Annotated in this window: 12 protein-coding genes and 1 pseudogene; 4 read left to right on the forward strand and 9 right to left on the reverse strand. The window is 41.2% G+C overall.

Features of this window, described 5'->3' with window-relative positions; all coding sequences use genetic code 11:
* The 8 genes and pseudogenes from rhuM to K333_RS0107090 all read right to left on the reverse strand — a co-directional run.
* On the reverse strand, nt 1-727 hold a 727-nt coding region (gene rhuM, locus K333_RS0107055; RefSeq protein WP_027452499.1), incomplete at its 3' end, for a RhuM family protein.
* A gap of 88 nt (nt 728-815) precedes the next feature.
* Entirely contained in the window at nt 816-2,003 is a 1,188-nt protein-coding gene (locus tag K333_RS0107060) for a Fic family protein (RefSeq protein ID WP_024988987.1), read from the reverse strand.
* Nucleotides 2,004-2,121: 118 nt separating this feature from the next.
* Complete coding sequence (locus tag K333_RS0107065; RefSeq protein WP_154653006.1) at nt 2,122-2,892, reverse strand: hypothetical protein; 771 nt, start codon at nt 2,890-2,892, stop codon at nt 2,122-2,124.
* A 5-nt stretch (nt 2,893-2,897) separates the two neighbouring features.
* Complete coding sequence (locus K333_RS12055; RefSeq protein ID WP_024988985.1) at nt 2,898-7,610, reverse strand: RecQ family ATP-dependent DNA helicase; 4,713 nt, start codon at nt 7,608-7,610, stop codon at nt 2,898-2,900.
* Nucleotides 7,611-7,925: 315 nt separating this feature from the next.
* Nucleotides 7,926-8,102, reverse strand: a pseudogene (locus tag K333_RS13675) (transcriptional regulator); the annotation flags it as partial.
* Nucleotides 8,103-8,223: 121 nt separating this feature from the next.
* A complete protein-coding gene (locus K333_RS0107080; RefSeq protein WP_027452501.1) occupies nt 8,224-8,856 on the reverse strand; it encodes a hypothetical protein in 633 nt (210 codons plus the stop codon).
* On the reverse strand, nt 8,834-10,045 hold the full coding sequence (locus K333_RS12060) for an ATP-binding protein (RefSeq protein WP_024988982.1): 1,212 nt from the start codon (nt 10,043-10,045) through the stop codon (nt 8,834-8,836). Before K333_RS12060 ends, K333_RS0107080 begins: the two co-directional genes overlap by 23 nt.
* Nucleotides 10,046-10,133: 88 nt before the next feature.
* Nucleotides 10,134-10,331, reverse strand: a complete 198-nt coding sequence (locus K333_RS0107090) for a helix-turn-helix transcriptional regulator (RefSeq protein WP_024988981.1) — start codon at nt 10,329-10,331, stop codon at nt 10,134-10,136.
* Nucleotides 10,332-10,825: 494 nt separating this feature from the next.
* On the opposite strand from K333_RS0107090, the gene drt3a reads away from it, so the two are divergent.
* The 4 genes from drt3a (at nt 10,826) to K333_RS0107110 (ending at nt 15,818) form a co-directional block, all read left to right on the forward strand.
* Nucleotides 10,826-12,010 carry an antiviral reverse transcriptase Drt3a gene (drt3a, locus tag K333_RS0107095; RefSeq protein ID WP_024988980.1) on the forward strand — a complete coding sequence of 395 codons (1,185 nt, stop codon included), beginning with the start codon at nt 10,826-10,828 and terminating at the stop codon, nt 12,008-12,010.
* Nucleotides 12,007-13,917, forward strand: coding sequence for an antiviral reverse transcriptase Drt3b (drt3b, locus tag K333_RS0107100; RefSeq protein ID WP_024988979.1), 1,911 nt, complete (start codon nt 12,007-12,009; stop codon nt 13,915-13,917). The genes drt3a and drt3b overlap by 4 nt, the downstream gene beginning before the upstream one ends.
* Before the next feature lie 197 nt (nt 13,918-14,114).
* Nucleotides 14,115-14,408, forward strand: coding sequence for a helix-turn-helix domain-containing protein (locus K333_RS0107105; RefSeq protein WP_024988978.1), 294 nt, complete (start codon nt 14,115-14,117; stop codon nt 14,406-14,408).
* A 798-nt stretch (nt 14,409-15,206) separates the two neighbouring features.
* Entirely contained in the window at nt 15,207-15,818 is a 612-nt protein-coding gene (locus tag K333_RS0107110; protein WP_024988977.1) for a master DNA invertase Mpi family serine-type recombinase, read from the forward strand.
* A 200-nt stretch (nt 15,819-16,018) separates the two neighbouring features.
* Here K333_RS0107110 and K333_RS0107115 read toward each other — a convergent pair whose 3' ends face one another.
* Nucleotides 16,019-18,430: an alpha-L-arabinofuranosidase C-terminal domain-containing protein gene (locus K333_RS0107115; protein ID WP_027452502.1), complete on the reverse strand. Its 2,412-nt coding sequence runs from the start codon at nt 18,428-18,430 to the stop codon at nt 16,019-16,021.
* Nucleotides 18,431-18,701: the final 271 nt, after the last annotated feature.

Raw genomic sequence — 18,701 nt, forward strand, 5'->3', positions numbered from 1 at the left:
CTTTGGTGAGGTACTCTTTCAAGACTTGTATTGCCCAATTACAAAACAGGGTGGTCTTGTAATTATTCACGCGATAACCCACGGCAATGACAACATCAAGGTTACAAATCATCACCTCACCAGACCATTTGTCCGAAGGTATTCGAATTTTTCTAATAGCATCGGACAAATGTATTTCTCCACTCTGTTCTATCTGGTCTAAATGGTAGTTAATTGTTGGCACAGTCACTCCAAACAGTTCTGCCATCCTCTGTTGTGAAAGCCAGAAAGTATTGGTATCAAAGACTACTTGCACTTGTACTTTTCCGTGTCCACCTTTATACATCAAAATAGAAGACTCCATGCTTCTCACAGCAACGTCAGGAGTCATGGTTGCACTGAAATATTGTTGTGCTGCCTTCACCATCTCTTTCTTTTGGTCGGCATTCATAGCTACAGCCATACAAGCAGCACGAGACAGTCGGATGCTTGTCACCTCTCTGACTGCGCCACTTCCTAATTCTGCCATTTCAGTTATCTCCACAAAATGCTCACCAAGATGGTAGTCCTTCTGTGAAGTCCACGCTTGTGCTTTGGCTATGACACGTTCAAAGTTCCAGTACTTGCCATAGCCCATCACTCGCGCCAACTTGCGTGAGTTCCACCATTCCTTGCCATCAGCATCAACCTCTCTCAACTGCTCGAAAGGAGATTGGAGTTCAGGGATGTTGTTAGAATTTTGCTCCATATTCTTTTAACGTTTTTACCCATTTTTATATTTCGTGAGTCCGTATATCCGTAATACTTTCAGACCTCAGCCATCAGCCTTCTATATATCAACTGTCCCCATGGCATATGCTATTGTAAAGAGCCAGTCCTTTTACCGTCAGCAGGTATTTCTGGCGAGGGTGACGGGGCGAATCAGGATATAGCATACGGATATAGCCCTCGTTCATAGAAGGATTAAGAGAGTAGTCAAGGAAGTTTTCCCTATCTTTCAAGCCAATCCTCTCCATCATCACTTTGACGGAGAGTTGCTCTTCACCCAAAGCTTTCACTAATCTGATAATATTTTTATTATTGGTGTAAATAAAACTTGTCGGGGTACTTGTCGGGGTACTTGTCGGGGTACTTGTCGGTTGTTTTGAAGGAACTGCAAGGTTTGGCTGTTCTTTCCATTCTTCAGGCGGGTTAATATGCAGATAACGATTGCGCAGATCCCACTGCTCTCCAAGCAGTAGATTACGGAAAAAACGTTCCAGAAAAACAGGACTATAGTCGATACCCTTTATGGCATTTTTGTAGTTGGCCCTCACAAGTGCATTACGGAAGTACCAAGAATGTTTAGCGAACAAGTCGTTCTCCACATTGAAACCCAGTGAACGAAGATACTGAATAGTAAATACGGCCGTAGTGCGTGTGTTTCCTTCACCGAAGGCATGTATCTGCCAAAGTCCAGATACGAAATTGGCAATATGAGCCACTAACTCATCATTACTGATGCCCTTATAACTGAAATCACGTTCCTGCTGGATATCATAATCAACAGCCCTGCGCAGATCTTCCCAATTCAGGTAGCTCACGGTGTCACCCTCCAATACCCACTCACGCTTGGTAATGTCGTACTTTCGCATTTCACCAACGTGCTTCATTACGCCTTCGAAGATTCTGCGATGCAAGAATATGTAGCCATTTGTCGAGAAGTCGCATGTCTTTACCGAGAGTATGCGCTTGATATTCTTCGAGGCTTTGTCAGCCTCCTGTTTGTCATCATCGTCAGCTTCAAGAGTCGTTTTATTCTCGTAATAACTATTGAGCAACTGTTCCACCTCATCGATGGTGATTTCACCCTCGATGTTTCTGCGAGCCAAGCCGTTCAGATACTCTGACGTTTTCAGCCCATCCACCGCCTGAAGTCCAATAGCCGTACTCCAGGCGTATGCAGCTTCACGCTGCGACGGCTCTCCCTGACGAATATACTCGTCAAAGTTTAAGTATAGCTCCTTATCGTTCTTTTCGCTCATATCTCGTCTTACTTTATTTCTATAACGTTTTTTATTCCGTTCATTATTATCACATCAGCCATCTTCAGCGGATCAAAGAACCGTCCCCTGATTCACACGATTCTTTCAGCATATCAATCTATCGCTTAGATCCAGAATGTAGAATCAGATCATAAAACTTCGAAACAAGAATAAGTCCAGGATATGATGATCCTTTAGGCTGATAGTCAACATACATATCTCTTTCTATCTCCCATAAAGAAATAAAATCTGGTTCAGAAATATGTCTTAAATCATTATACAATCGTGTTAATGTTTCTCTTTCTCTTAATTTGTACTCATTTCGTTGCTCATCTGTTGGTTCCATACTAGATTCAGAAGTAATGAAATGTAATGCCAAAGGGATAATGCCGTTTGTCTTTTCTTCAAAAGACTTTAGTTCCTTTTTAATACTATGTAATTGATAAAAGTTCATCGTCTTCCATCTTCGAAGAGTTTCTTCCTTCGTTTTTTCTGTATTGTAGTTGTCATAGCTATGTTTTAGTTCTATGGCAAAACTATACCCTTTGTAAATACACCAATAATCAATTCGTCCCTTAGAATTATTTGCTTCCAATCCTTTTTTCTTGCAATTTCTTGTTACAGGATATTCTGTAAAAACATATCCATTACATAATTTAGATAGTTCTGGAAGCAGAATACTATCTAATTGCCTTTCTCGATAAGTAAAAGGATAATCAGCAAAATCGTATTTGTTAGAGCAAAATACACGAGCTCTTTTTGCCATTCCTATTAGCAAATTACGAACCAAGTTGTAAGCAACGAGATATGATTCTTCTTTTTTTTCTTTTGTGGAAAGCAAGAACTCTTGAGAATTTATTGTAGTATGTCGAAATTTCAAAGTACCCATAATTTTTACGATATAATATAATTTTCTTTTTCTGTATCCGTTTTAGACAGAACAATATTTGCCAAACAAACTGCATATTCAGTTTCAGAGTCTTGAGGTTTCCAAGCTAAAGTATAACTTACCTTCGCACTTGTCACTTCGTAGTCTTTGTCCGTCCATACCTTCAGCTTATCTTTTCCAGATGCAGACAAGGCTGCCACATTGGTTTTATTTTCATTCTGCAAATATCCGTCTTTGTATTGCAGGTTATCACCACTTCTTAAACGAAGCACAATGTCCTTTCTTCCCTTGAAGAAATTAAGGATAACATCATGCATGTTTAATGCAATTGATATAGAAGAATACTCTGTGGGAGGATTGGTTACCAGATACAGGTTCCGCTTGGCACGAGTTAGACCTACGTAATAGGCTCGCATATCATTGATGTCCCTACCGTCGGGTACAGGTGACAAGAGATAAACGGTATCGAATTCGCGTCCTTTTGCCTTATGGATTGTACTTACAAACACCGATTGGTCATCAGCTGCGATGAAATCTTCAATATTCGACTCGAAGATAAATTCTCGCAAATCACTGCGATAATATACCTGCCGAGTTGCCTCAAAGTCAGCAAAGAAATGCTTTATGACGTTCAGACAAGTGCTTGATGCGTATGTTTCGAACGTACGTTGTTTTGCTTCCTGCCACTTTTCTTTTGATATTGATATTTCATTCCTGTCAAGATGTTTGAGGAAATAACGGACTTCAGCAAGATTACAAAAGCGGAATCCTCCCATCGACTGAGCAACAGTAGCATGCAAGCCTCGTTGCTCCAGTTCGTAGGCTACCTGCATTGTCTCTTCGTTGGTGCGGGTCAGTATTGCTGTACTTCCTTGGACTTTTATCTCAGTATCAAGGAGTGATTTCAATGCCAATACCTTTCCATCTTTTCCTGTAGCAGATTGAATGGGTGTACGTTTCATACGACTTGGTATCCGCTGCACAAAGCGATTAGCGCAGTCAACTACGACTTTCGAGGAACGATAGTTATCCGTCATCTCATACAACTTGGCACCCTCTTCACTAACTAACGATTGCATGTATCTGGAATCTGAACCGCGGAACGCATAGATATTCTGGTCATCATCGCCCACTGCTATGACACGCATTTCTTCATTTTGGTGCATCAGAGCCTGAACAAGGCGGAAGTCATCTGCATCCATATCCTGAGCTTCGTCAATAACCAGTACACTCTTAGCTATCTTCGACTGCTCCACCTCGCCATTTTCTATCATCTCAGCAGCACGTCTTACCACATCTTTTGCCTCATCCAGATTTCCTTGTTTACCGATAAGGTCAAAACTATAGGAGTGGAAAGTCTTAATCTCCACATAGTTTGCAGCGTTGCCAACCAAATCAATGAGTCGTTTCTTAAATTCGGTAGCAGCTGCTCTTGAGAAAGTAAGCATCAGTAGTTGCTCATGTTTCACGTCTTCTAACAGCAAGAGGGAGGCAAGTTTATGTACCAATACTCGCGTCTTTCCACTTCCTGGTCCTGCTGCCACCACGATATATTTCGACTCTTTATCGTCAATAATCTCACATTGGCGATTCGAGAGTTCACCAAAGAGTTTGTTGTATTTGGCAGGTGTGATATTTTGATCTATCTGTGCACGCCGTTCTTCCTTGAAATACTGATTGATGAACTTGCGGAAGTCCATTGTGAAGTAGTCGTTCACAAATCGAAGTGCAGCATTGTAGTCACGAACCATCAGGTTGGCATACTCACCTACGATATGGATCTGGCGTATACGTTGTTTGTAGAATTCATCCAATAAGCGATACTGCTCCTTACCATATCTTGTACGACGGTCGGCGATTCGACCTATCTGCATGGTGTTATAAATTACGATGAACCCACCTTCAATCTTCATCAGTTCCGTCTTGGTAAGATAAAGCAGCGCTTCCTCAATATCAGCAATTACAGGTTTCTCTTGGTCAGCAAACATTGATTCCTGACGACTGGAAATAAATTGTTGAAGCAACTCTACAATAGAGAAGTTCACAAGCGTCATTTCTTTATTGGGGTCTCGACTGACATTGAGCGTTTCCGTAATAAAGCGGCATATCTCCATACGTCGTTCGAATCGAGCCTTCGTAACATCTTGCGAAGCTTGCAGACGTACACTCAAGCTATCGCTGAAACTATGTTCCTGTTTGTGGATATAACCCTTCAATGACAAGAAATGAAGCAACATCCTCAAACGCTTGACATTTGAATATGTAAGACCGACCTTTTGAGCTTCCTCATTCAGTTCTTTTAGATTTATTCTTTGTGCTTCTCCACCAAATCGTTGCAGAAGGAATTGCTCTAACTTTAAGATGATGTCAAGATTGCGTCGAGAAGTACTCTTGGATATCCAGGCTTGCATGTCGCGACTGTCTGCCAACAAGCCATCCTGTCGCATCAGGTTGATGTTCCTTATAACGGTTGCCTTGCTCATTCCAAGGATATCTGCCAAATAGTCAACACGACTCTCAGCTTCCGCTCCTCGGCCTTCAGCTGTAGCACGAGCACTGATAAGTGACTTAATGATACGGGCTGCTTCTTCGCGAGACTGTTCATCAAAAAGTGGTGAAACAGTCAATTTTCGACGTGCCTCATCCATATTCTTCACAGCAATGCCAGTAGCAAAAACGTGAGGGGAGTTGCTGCCTCGCTGTATGTATCCGGCATCCTCAAGTGCAGCGATGGCTGCCTTTACACGTGTTTCTATATCTTCTACATCTTCACCCCATCCAGCCTGGCGTGCTATATCTAATGGTGAACAACTAACTTTATCGCGTTTGGCTGTAAGATCTTTAATGGCCTTCCATACCTGTTGAATCTCACTTATGCTCAGTTTTGTCTGATTGAGGAGAATAAAATGCTTGTCGAGATCACTATCTGCAAATAGTACATAGCATTCTGCCTGCATTTGTGGGTCTCTTCCTGCACGACCAGCCTCCTGCACATAGTTCTCCAACGAGTCACTGATATTATAGTGAACTACCAGTCCAACGTCTTTCTTGTCAACGCCCATACCGAATGCAGAAGTGGCTACAATCACCTGAACATCGCCACTCATAAAAGCGTTCTGGTTCTTTACTTTCTCAGCAGACTCCATTTTTCCATTGAATGGCAAAGCTCTTATGCCGTCGTTAACTAAGTGCTGTGCTAATTCGCGAGTACGTTTGGTACGTGACACATATACTATTGAGGGACAATTATGCCCAAGAATCAATGAGCGAAGTAGGTTATATTTCTCATCAGCCGTATCAGCATGTAGCACGGAGTAGCGAAGGTTCTTACGCTCTGCATTGGCGGCAAACACCTTCAGTTCCAAGCCCAACTTTGCTCTGAAGTAGTCGCAAATATCACTGATTACCTTCTGTTTGGCTGTCGCTGTGAAACATGAAACGGCGATGGGCTGTTCTAATTGTTTCTTCTCCTGCAACTGACGAATAAAATCGCCAATATACAGATAATCTACACGAAAGTCATGGCCCCAAGCAGAGAAGCAGTGTGCCTCATCTATCACAAAACGAACAACATGGCGTCCCATCAACAATCGCTCTATAGTCTTACTACGCAGCATTTCTGGAGCGATGTATAGCAAATTGGCAGTTCCATCAGCCACCTGTTCTATCGCCGTTGCACGTTCAATAGGATCTAACAGCCCGTTGATGGTCACCGCATCGCTAATACCACGAGCAGCAAGATTATCCACCTGGTCTTTCATCAACGACTGCAAAGGCGAAATAACCACAGTAAGACCATGGGAATTTCGTCCAGCCATCAAAGCTGGCAATTGAAATGTGAGGCTCTTGCCACCACCTGTAGGAAATATTGTAAGCAAGGATTCTCCTCGAATAGCAGATTCCACCGCCTGCTGTTGCATAGGAACGCCATCGAAGATACGGAACTTATCATAGCCAAAGAACTCTTTCAGCCCGTAATGAGCATCTAAACGCTGATGACAATATTCGCAATCACCACAAGATGTGTTGCACAGCATGTTCATCACATTCACCACCTGTGGGTAATTCCGTATCACCCATGCTGGAGTGATAGAAAATATATCGTCAGCACCGATTACTGCCAAACAATATGCCAACTCGATAGGATACTGTTTGACCAAGGTCTCAAAATCTGTGTGACTGCATACTTCCCCCTCATATTCCTTTAGAATTAATTGTTTCCAATCTGGTTTAGATGCAAATATTGCTGAGATCCAACTGACATTTGGCGAATATCCTATATACTTGAAAAAACCTCCAAACTCCTGTGTTTCTTTCAGCAGGTAAAAATAGATTTCCTTTCTATTATCCGATAACTGATTCCAAGCTACCACTTCATCATTCAGCAAATCACGAGCTTTTATCGAATCATTCACCGGATTGTTCAGTTCGTCTACTTGTAACTTATCATCTTTTACCAAATGATGATAGGGCCGTTTAGGGAACAACAGTGGTGAAAGAAACAGCGTATCAACAATAGTCGGATTGCCTCTCAATGAAATATATTTAAGATCGAAATTGATGATGTTATGCCCACATACCGTATCACATTTTGACACAAAGGCATCAAAGTCAGCCTTGGAATGAGAGTGCAACACGGCACCATCCTCCCTAACTGCTCCGTAATCCGCCACCTTCTTCGTCTGCGGATTCACCTCTGTATCAATAAATGCAATCATATCTTCATTTTTTGTTTTTATTCTTCTGTTTACTTCTTACAATCTTGACCTTCGATCGAACCAGCTCTTGTTTGGCATAGTTCAAACTCGTTTGTCTCTGCCCTCGCTTACTTGCAGCCTTCTAGCCCTCTTCTATCTTCGAACCCACTCCGAACCATCTTCGAAGGCATAAGCCTACTTTGGGCTCAGGGTTCAGGATTCATGTTTAACTTTAAGACGATCTCCTTCCAACTTGTGACAGACTTGTGACAACTTGTGACAAAGCTGGGGACAAACTGGGGACATTATCACCGCCATTTTACCGTCAACATTACCGCCATTGTCGTAAGCCCTCAGTATCAGGTAGCCCTTCTTGAGCGAACCAGACAGGTCATTGACAAAGGCACAAATGGCCTCCTGAAACTTATCCATGTCATCTGTTTACGTGGTTCGCTCCACACGATAGGTTTCCGTGCTATGCAGCAGTTCTTGTATCTCGTCTTTTGTTATCATTTGACTTCGTCTTCTTCCTTCTTGCAAGGCATAGCCAAAACAAGCTTTAGCTCTGCTCTTGCTTCGTGCGTCATTTCGACTTATTTCTCTTGATAGAATTCTTTCTTTGGTCTATAATGATTTACTGGAAAACTTTCCCATCATCAAAATAGAGAGGATGGCTTTTGTCCGTTAAAAACTGTAGCTGTAAATCCATTAGTTCTGAGCTTGCCCCCGTTACTTCTAAGTCTTTATCAAAGACAACATGGAAATCAACGAAAAGTTTATGCTCAACATCTATGGGCTGTCCTGCAATTGATTGTGTCGCACATTTTGGATTGATAATACCATCAAATGTGTGCCATAGTTGATCGATTGCGTCATTTGCCCTTTGAGTAATAGTCTGATAGTTGGAGGATGTAACATTTGTTTTGAACTCAATGAAACACATCTCTTTATCTGTCAAAAGCATTCCATCGCATACACCGCCAGCAATAACACTCGGTCCAGTAAGGATTCTGCCGTCAAGTGGCAGCAAAGCAATCGTATTATTGTTGGGATTGGCTGCAACGAAACACTTCGAAACAAACTCCGGTACCACATCAGTCCAATCTGTATAGCCAAGACTACCATCATCATAAACGTAAAGATTTTCTGCGGAACTTTTGTCGAAAGCATTATCTACACCAATAGCACCACAGTTTTGTAATGCGGTGCACAATCTAAGATTTGTGATGGCAGCAGGCAAAATATTATTTGGCGAGAGTCTTGGCATAGCACTGGTATAAAGAGTTGAATACTCGCATAATATCGTCTGATGCAGAATCTAATTCGTTCTTTGATACAAGTCCCGTATTCGGATTTATAACAGATTGACAATAGATTGCATCAGAAGAAGACAAACGATAAACTGCTATATTATCGTCATTTATTTGATACTTTACAGGCAAAATGCTTTCTATCTGGTTCCTCAATTCTTCATTCGCATTAGCATACGCCTTGGCACCCATAATCATTGTATTGATAATAGCCAATGAATATGGACTATGAGTAGTGAGCACAAGCATATTCTCGTCAGAACTTGCATTGTTGAGAACCAAAGATTTGAGCACATCCATCTGCGAACGAGGGAAAAGGTTCAACTCTGGTTCCTCCACAATGTTTATAAGTCGATCATATCTGTTGGCATATGACAGTTGACGGATCATCATATCCTTGATACTGTCAGAATATTCTTCATTCTGCATAATTTCAGCTACCTTTTTTTCCAGTTTGTCTTTTTCTTCTTTTGAGAGCTTAACTTCTTCCTTGTCGGAAATCTTACTGCTCAAATATTCAGAGACTATACACATGGGCAGAGATGATTGTATACCGCTGGAAGCATTGGTGAGTCTAACCTTATAGTTTGTACCCTGAATCCAGCCTGTATCATTCAAACTGTCATATTCAAAACGTAATCCCTCAAACGGAAGATTATACCCGCTCTGGAAGAATTTCTTTGCGTTTACAAATTCGTCTGAGAAAGTCTCACTTGAATCTGGCAACTCTTTCAATAGCTTTGACTTGTTCTCAGCGACACTTACTATTGAACGTTCTGCCGGAACATACATTACCTTTGAGATGCCTTTTATATCACGATTCTTTTCGGTTACGCTGAAATTGCCGTTCTCATACAAAAAATCATATAGATTTCCTTCAAATTTGATGTATGAGTTCTCATTGATGAAGGATTCTATTCTATGATATGCACATAGTTTTGTCTTGAACCTATTATATTGTTCAAAGTATGAAAGTTTGTATTTCTTTTGACTTAAAACCTTTTCCATCCACTTAAACATGGAGAAAAGTTTTGCGACACAACTTTTGCCTGTGCCTTGGTCTCCTATGAACAAGGTTACTTTCTTGAATAAAATGTCAAGGTCTTTAACAGGACCGAATGATTTTACTATTAAACGTTCGTTCATATGATTTTCTTTTTTTTATTCTTGTTTATAACGCTTTTGTCTTATGCAATGACGTGGATTTCATTTTGCCATAGATACTAAAGACATATCATTTCTTTTCAATCCTCAACAGTTCGTTAATATCGACTTCGAGAATTTCCGCAATCTTGACGAATGTCTCCATAGGTGGCTGGCTGGAATTGGTACACCATTTACTTACGGTAGTTGGTGCACATTCCAATTGCTCGGATAGCCACTTGTTTGTCCTCTTCTTATCTGCGAGAACCACTTTGATTCTATTATCCATTCTTCTTCAGATGAGTTGTACCTTATTATATAATAATACGCGTACAAAATTAATTAAATTTCCGCAAAACGAGAAAAGAAAACCATTTTTCTGTAAAATACAGTCAATTTTATATCTTTTTCTTCACTTTTATACCTTAATACTTACCAATTTCTTGTCGCTAATTATCACTTCTAACAAACATTCCACTATATTCTACAACTGTATTTCTATTTTGCCACTTCTACATACCAACAGACTAAATCGAAAATGTTGCAAGAAAATTGCGATTTGTTAAGTTTGATATCTACCTAACTTGAGAACCACAATTTTCCATTCAAAATGACCGATTGACATGACATTTCATATAGAATTCGCTTAGGAATCAAAGATTTTCATTGATTCTTACTTTTCTTTGCGAAATTATATGTACCTTTGTGTTCAAAAATTGACAATTCTCGATAGGAAAAGTCTGGTTTTGTGTCAAACATTTATCAAGAAAGTTAGCACATTTCATGTATAGTCAATCATTCACACCGAAAGCGTTATATACTTGTACAACTCAGTCTGAGAGAAGAAATTCCGGATTGAGTAAGGATGAATATATAGAGAGCATTGCGAGGACAATTGGAATATCGCTGACAGATGGAACGTATGCCTTTGAGATTAAGAAGGTGGATGATATGTACATGAATAATCAACCGACAGAAGAACGTAGGTCGTGTCAAGACCTTATACTGCGTAAGCTTTATCGGAATATCCGCCGTATATATAACGTACGACAGGCGAATCGCAATGATATTGTCAAGCAAATAATCACATTGTTTTCGGAAAATGTTCCTATGTGGGTGGCGCGTTTTGATGTGCATCATTTTTATGAATCCATAGATAGGAACGCCGTATTAGACAATCTGGAGGAAGGGGGGAGGTTGAATTATCAATCTTTGCAATTCCTGAGAAATCTGTTTGCTAATCCTGCCGTAAGTGCTGGTAATGGTTTGCCCCGTGGTCTAGGTATTAGTTCTGCCATGTCGGAGTTGTTTATGAAACACTTTGATCTCAATGTACGAAAGTTGGATGGCGTATATTATTATGCACGTTTCGTGGATGACATCATCGTATTCTGCAGTAGCAAGAAAGCACGAGATAAAATGTGGAATGAGGTTTCAACGATGTTGCAAAAGTTGGGCTTGAAATTAAATAATGAGAAATCATATACTTGGGAACCGAAAATGGATAAGAGCCTTACTTATCTAGGTTATACTTTTACGAAAAATAATGTCCAAGAAAAGAATGTGACAGTATCCATTGCCCAGAAAAAGGTGAATGTAATCAAGACTCGCATCACGCGCTCCTTGGTGCGCTATTCTAAGGATGGCAATTTTGACATGCTGAAGCTAAGGGTGAAGTACCTGACGGGTAATTTTACACTCTATAGCAACTCCACGTTGTTGCCGATAAGAGTGGGTATTTTCTATAATTACCGTTTTGCCACGGATCATTCTGTATTGCAAGAACTGGATAAGTATTATCAGAGGATTCTGCATTGCAGAAACGGCCGTTTGGGGGCTCGTATTCACATGACTCAGGCACAGTGTCATGATTTAGAGAAATACTCTTTTGCTTTTGGCTACAGCCATAAGGTCGTTCACCATTTCACGACAAAACAGATGACAAAAATTAAAAATTGCTGGGTATGAGTGGTGGTGATGCATTAAATAATAAATATCGTGTATTGCTGACCGAAGTGCTCCCGTATGAACTACCTATCATGCTGAACAATGAGGCCTTCTATCAGAACATGTTGGATGATGAGACAAGAAAGGTCTTTGAGAAGACTTTTGATGGCGTTCTGAAGTCACGACAGTGGTCTATACCTTTCGACTACAGTATAAGACGCATAGGCGGAGAAAAGAGTCGTCGCCTCAGTCTGATACATCCTCTGACACAATTGGGATGTGTTGTTCTGTATGAAAAATACGATGACTACATGCTCAGTCTGTGTTCACGTAGTCCATTCTCCATTCGCTATATTGACAAAAAGGCAAGATGTATATTCCCGGCCGAAGATGAACAGCAAGAAGAGGCTGATGACAATCGAATAGAATTGACGGCAAGTGAAATAGATCCGAGATATCGCTCGTACTTCAGTTACAAAAAATATGACCTGATGTATAAGTTCTTTGACAGTGGTGATAACTTACGCCTGGAACAAAAATACTCACAACTGATGAAGTTGGATATATCGTGTTGTTTCTATCATATCTATACTCACTCGGTTGCTTGGGCCATAAAGGGAAAGGAGTTTGCGAAGGAACATACAGATAAAAACGTTCAAACTTTCGAGAAAGATTTTGACTCTTTGATGCAGCATGTCAATTACAATGAGACAAATGGCATAGTTGTTGGTCCTGAGATGTCGCGCATCTTTGCAGAAATTATACTGCAGCGAGTGGATATAGATATCTTAGAGAGATTGAAAACGCAGGGACTCACATTGGGTAAGGACTATGAGGTGAGACGATATGTCGATGATTCGTACGTATACGCAAATTCCAAGGATATATTGGATAAGATCAGACAGACATTTGCTGATGAATTATCCAAGTATAAATTGGATATCAATACAAATAAGCTGGAGTATGCGAGTCGTCCGTTTGGATCTGACATCAATGATGCGAAGGATGATTTGAGACAACTATTAAAAGAGTTTAGAGCTACTTACCTTAAGAAGGATGATGATGGGAAGTACACACGTTCGATATCCAACGAAATGAAGGTGTTCTCTCGCATAGCTAATGATTTTCGTACCACGACCCACAAATACAGTTTAACCTATGGCACATTGAATAAATACTTCCTTGCACAATTGCTCAGACAGATTCGGTCGGAAAAGGAAACGGAGGCATTTCCCTCAACTGGTTTGTTGTTGACGTATGTAGAGATTGCAATGTATGTATTTTCCTTGGATATGCACACAACAGCGTCTTATCGCCTCTGCTCCATATTACAGGAATTGTCTGATTGGACTGATTCTTTGACTGAATGCAATTGTAAACAAGAATTACAATCCAAGGTCTGTCGTGAACTGAAAAGAGTGCTGGATATATATGAAAATACGAATACAGAAGCCAATTCAAATCTGGAAGTACAGAATATCCTTCTTTTGACGTCTCGATTATATCCCGATAAACTCTCTTCAGCGAGAGTGTTGTCCTTGTTTGGAATAACGGATGTCAATAACAATGGATATGACAAATTGGATTATTTCCAAATCTGTACGTTGCTGTACGTATTTGGTGCTTTAAGTAATTTCAGGGCCACAATAGATTTGATTGAAACGGAATTGAAAAGACGGTTTGATTCCCGATCGGTTATGAAACGTGCGGAAATGGCTATGCTATTCTTTGATTGCTGCACGTGTCCGTATATATCGAAGGCTACGAAATTAGAACTGACAAAGGTTTGTACTGGTTGCGCTTCAGGTAAGGAAGGCGAAAGGCTGAGAGAGATAACCAAACCTGGTCGTTGGTTCTTTGATTGGGACAGGAACCACAAGATAGATGAAATATTAATGAAAAAAGAATATCACTCACCATATGAATAAAATTTAGGGGGATCGGAGAAGGCCGAAAAGCAGTCCAACACTGAAACTATTTGCTGTAGTAGAGGTGGCGGTACATACAGGAGACCGACGTTGCTGATGATATCATAGACATGTGTCGCTACTGAGGTTAACTGAGGGCGAAGGCTCACACACTATTGTCTGGACGGTCAGATTCGATTCCCTTTTTTATGTAAAATATGTTATTCGGAAATAAGATAAAAGAGCTTAGAGAAGAACAAGGTTTGTTGCAACGACAGTTGGCTGCATTCTTAGAGATTGACACACCGATGTTCAGTAAGATTGAGCGTGGCGACAGAAGAGTAAAGCGTGAGCAAGTCATCAAACTTGCAAAATATCTGCATCAGGATGAAAAGGAAATGCTTACCTTATGGCTGGCAGACAAGTTCATTGATGCTGTTGATGATGAGCAAGAGCGGGACTTGTGCAACGATGCTATTATCGTTGCACAGGAGAAAATAAAGTCATTATAATTATGAAGATAGACATTTTCACTCTTCCATGTATAACCAGCCCGAATCAAGAAAATGTGCCAGGTTTGTGTTTTTTCTGTGTTTTCTTTTGGTTGTTTGGGGAGAAATCTGTACCTTTACAGCGATTTTGTAACATATTGATTATCAATGGTTATTTCCGTTTTTGCGACATGTGTGCAACATCCGGTGCTAACGCATTGATAGTCAGTTAAAGTTGTTTTTGAGGAGGTGAAGTAAAAATAGATTAATTATATATTAAAGAGGTGCAGACAATGAATCTGCACCTCTTTTTTATTATCGTAAATCGCAACGGTGTTTTTACTCTTGGTCAAGTACCTCCCAATGACCACTATAACCACTACCTACATAACGAATATGTGGCATTTTGACAAGGTGGCGTTTGGTGGTTTTTGAACTTCGATTACTCAATTTGGCCAAGTCTTCTGTCGAGACTTGAGGATTGTTTCGGATTTGTTTCTCTATCCAACCATCAAGTTCCTCATCTTGGGGGACACCTTGAGTAACATCTTTAGCAACTCCTTGAGTGCCATCTTGAGTGTCATCTTAAGTACCACCTTGAGTATCATTCTGGATAACACCCTTTATTGATTTCATTATACTTGGAGCAGTTCGCCGTGCCAAGAAGGCACGGCACATGATGAAACCTCAAAAAACAAGGGGACTGCATCGATAGTTGCTTGTAAATAAGGATTAGAAATAGTTTGTTTCCAATCCTTATAGCGCTCTTCTTACCATTATATATTAATAGGAACCATCAATAACTAAAATTATATATATATGGTTTACGGTTACATTAGAGTAAGCAGTGACAAGCAGACGGTTGAGAACCAACGCTTTGAGATTAACAAGTTCTGTGAGAAGCAGAACATAATGATTAACGACTGGATAGAAGAAACTATCAGTGGGACAAGGAATTATACCAAGAGGCAACTTGGTAACCTGCTGAAGAAAGTCAACAAGGATGACATTATCATCTGTAGTGAGTTGTCACGTCTGGGCAGAAACCTCTTTATGATTATGGAGATACTGAATATCTGCATGACCAAGGAGTGCCGTGTCTGGACTATCAAAGACAACTACCGCCTGGGGGATGACATTCAAAGCAAAGTTCTTGCTTTTGCCTTCGGTCTTTCAGCAGAGATAGAGCGTAACCTTATCAGCCAGCGTACCAAAGAGGCTTTGGCGAGGAAGAAGGCAGAGGGAGTGGTGCTTGGTCGTCCAAAAGGGAAAAAGAGTAGTCCAGACAAGTATAAGCTATCGGGCAAGGAAGTCCTTATCAAAGAACTTCTGAAGAACGGCACTTCTAAAAGAAAAATAGCGAAGATATGCAAGTGTGACAGGAATACCCTTGATAGGTTTATAACCCTGAAAAGATTGGCAGTGAACTAATGAGCGATTTGGCATTAGCCCAATCGCTTCACGTTCGGCAATTCTCAAACAAGTTTGAATTGCTCTCACTAATCCAGCACTTTTTTAGTAATAAGAAAAACTTTGTCATACTTTAATGCAAATGTCTGAGCAACATTTTCGTTGCTCAGACATAAAGGCATATTTGTAGAATAAACCTATTGGGAATTGATATTATGATTCTATCTGTTTAAGGTTACAATATTTAACGAGTAAGCAGGAACATGAAGTTCGAGCTTGTCGTTGACAGGTGAAAGAGTTTCGGTTACGGGGTAAACACGTGTGGGGTGTTCAATGGAGTTTTCATCTGTGGCTTTTGGTGCCGTGAGGCGAGTAGCGTTGGCTGTGTGCACGTTGTATCCGTTGAGGTTGATGCTGCATGTTGTAGCCTCGCTGCTGGTGTTGGCAATCTTCACGATAACCTTTCCTGTTGTCTCATCGAGTGTTGCTGTTGTGAAAAGTCCTTGTGTTGTGTTTGGAATGAGTTTTGTTTCGAATAACAGTTCGTTGTCGAGCCATGCTTTCAGGCTGTCGCCGTTTTGCTGCAGGGTTATGTCATACCAGCGTCCTGTTTCTATTTTTCCGTTCTTTGCGGCTATCTGCATCTTGTCGCCGTTAATAATCTGTTCGATGCCATGCTGGGTGTTGCCCCATCCACCGAGGTTGAGCCAGCAATAGTTGTTTTCGTCAACGTAGTTGAACACCAGTACAAATCCTTCGGCTCCCGAGTTCTTTCGTGCTCGCATCTTTATTGTGGCGTTGTTGCCCACGGTGATGTTTCCTATGTTTTGGCACTCTTCTTCGTTGCTGTTCTGGGTGTAGATGTTGTCGGTTTGTTGCCATTGTCCTTTCTTTGGTGTGAAGGTGATGTTGACTGGTTTGCCGTTGATTTCCTTCAGTTCGAAAGATGATTGTGCTGCCCATGTAGCAAAGCCGATGCTGCTTTTTTGTGGTGCAATGGTGTTTTGCTCTATAGTTGCGGCGTAAGGGTTGTGCTGGTTCACCTTGAGAATGCGTGTGCCAATGTTGTCGGCCATGAGTTTCTGAACGTAGTATGATGGTGTGCCGAATGCTTGTTTATGGTTGAACTGTATCATGTCGGGGCGCCATCTCAGGTCGTTCAGGTTGGCAAAAATTGGTGCATAGCTTGCCATTTTCACTACATCGCTGTTGTTTTCCATTCCCATCATGAACACAGCTTCGCCTAATGCGGCATTTAGTGAGCCGTTGATGCCGAAGCCTTGTGTAACGGCATATTCGCCCACGTAGATGCCGTGTGTGCCTCGTGGGTAGTTGCTGTATTTGTTGAAGTTTCTTGCAAACCATGATGGGTTGCGATAGTAGTGTTCATCGAGCAATTCAACGCTTTCGGCTGATTTCCATTTAGGGTCGTCGGTGCCCCATGCCATCACGTTGCCAATGATGTGCATGTTAGGATATTTGGCGAGAATGGCATCGCGGAAGAGTTTAAAGCGCTTGTAGTAGTTGTCGCTTTGTTGTGTTGGGTCGTCTTGATTGTTTTCGTTGCCAATCTCAATGTATTCGATGTTGTAGGGGGCTGGGTGTCCGTTCTTTGCGCGAAGTGCTCCATATTTTGTTGTTGCATCTCCGTTGGCATATTCAAGTGCGTTGAGTGTTTCGTCAATCCATGGCTGAATGCTGTCAACGGGCGTGAAACCTCCGTGCCAGATGCCAACGTTGACAACGTAGAGTGGCTTGGCACCAAGGTCTTCGGCAAGTTGTAGATATTCGTCGAAGCCAATGCCGTCGGTGGTGCGATAGCCCCAGTTCACGTTCCAATGGCCCGGGCGTTGCTCGATAGGACCAATGGTGCGTTCCCAACGAAAGGCATTGTCTGGACTGTTTTGTCCTTCAACGAAACAACCTCCTGGGAAGCGGAAAAATTTTGGATGAAGAGCCTTTAGCATTGAGGCTAAGTCGGGACGCATACCGTTCTCTCGGTTGTTGAATGTTGGAGGGAAAAGGCTCACAACATCGAAATCAACAGTTCCTTTACCATCAGAGGTTATCCACAGACGGGCTTTCTCGTTGTTGGCTAAGGCTGTTAGCTCAACAGAGTATTTTTTCCACTTATTTGTTATTTTTTCGTTTATTTCGGTGCATGCCACTATTTTCTTTCCGCAGTTGCATGATAGAAATGCCTTGAGCTTGCCATTGAGCTTGCCTTTAGCCCAGAATGACAGTTTGTAGGTTCGTCCCTGCACAGCGTTTATGCCCCAGAAACCTTCGTTGCTTATTCCAGAGTTTTCTTTGCCTGTGAAGTTCACTTCGAGAAAGTTTTTCTGTGCTTTGTTCAGTTGTTTTCTTGCATCATTAATAATGTGCATGGTTGCGCCGTTGTGCGCTTTCCATGAACTAACATCTTTCTCATCATCTTCAAACGAGCGGTTTCTTATGAGTTCGGCATAAAGACCACCATCGGCAGCATGGTTAATGTCTTCATAGAAGATACCATATAAATTGGGTGATACTTTGGCTCCTGGCGTGTTGGGATAGATGTCAACTTTCACCTGTGCCTGTGCAAAGGTTGCCGAGAGCAATAGGGTTGAGATTAATAATGTTTTGGGTTTCATGTTATTTTCGTTTTTGTAGTTTCGGGCACAAAGATATTAAAAAATAGTTATTATTCGAGTAGATAGAATACTAAAAAAGGGTGGACAAAAAGTGTTTTTATTGTGTTTTCCACTCAAAAGACTCGCTTTTTCATCGTCCGAGCAGTCGGACGCCTTTGGGTAGTCTTTTTCCTCCCCCTTAGTAATCAAAAAGATAAAAAAACTGCAAGATGCACGAATATTTTCGATTTAATTTGTATTTTTGTCATGTTTTAATCGTTGTTATTCATTA

Origin of the sequence: Segatella albensis DSM 11370 = JCM 12258 (genome assembly GCF_000426565.1) — a bacterium.
GTDB classification, from domain to species: Bacteria; Bacteroidota; Bacteroidia; order Bacteroidales; family Bacteroidaceae; genus Prevotella; species Prevotella albensis.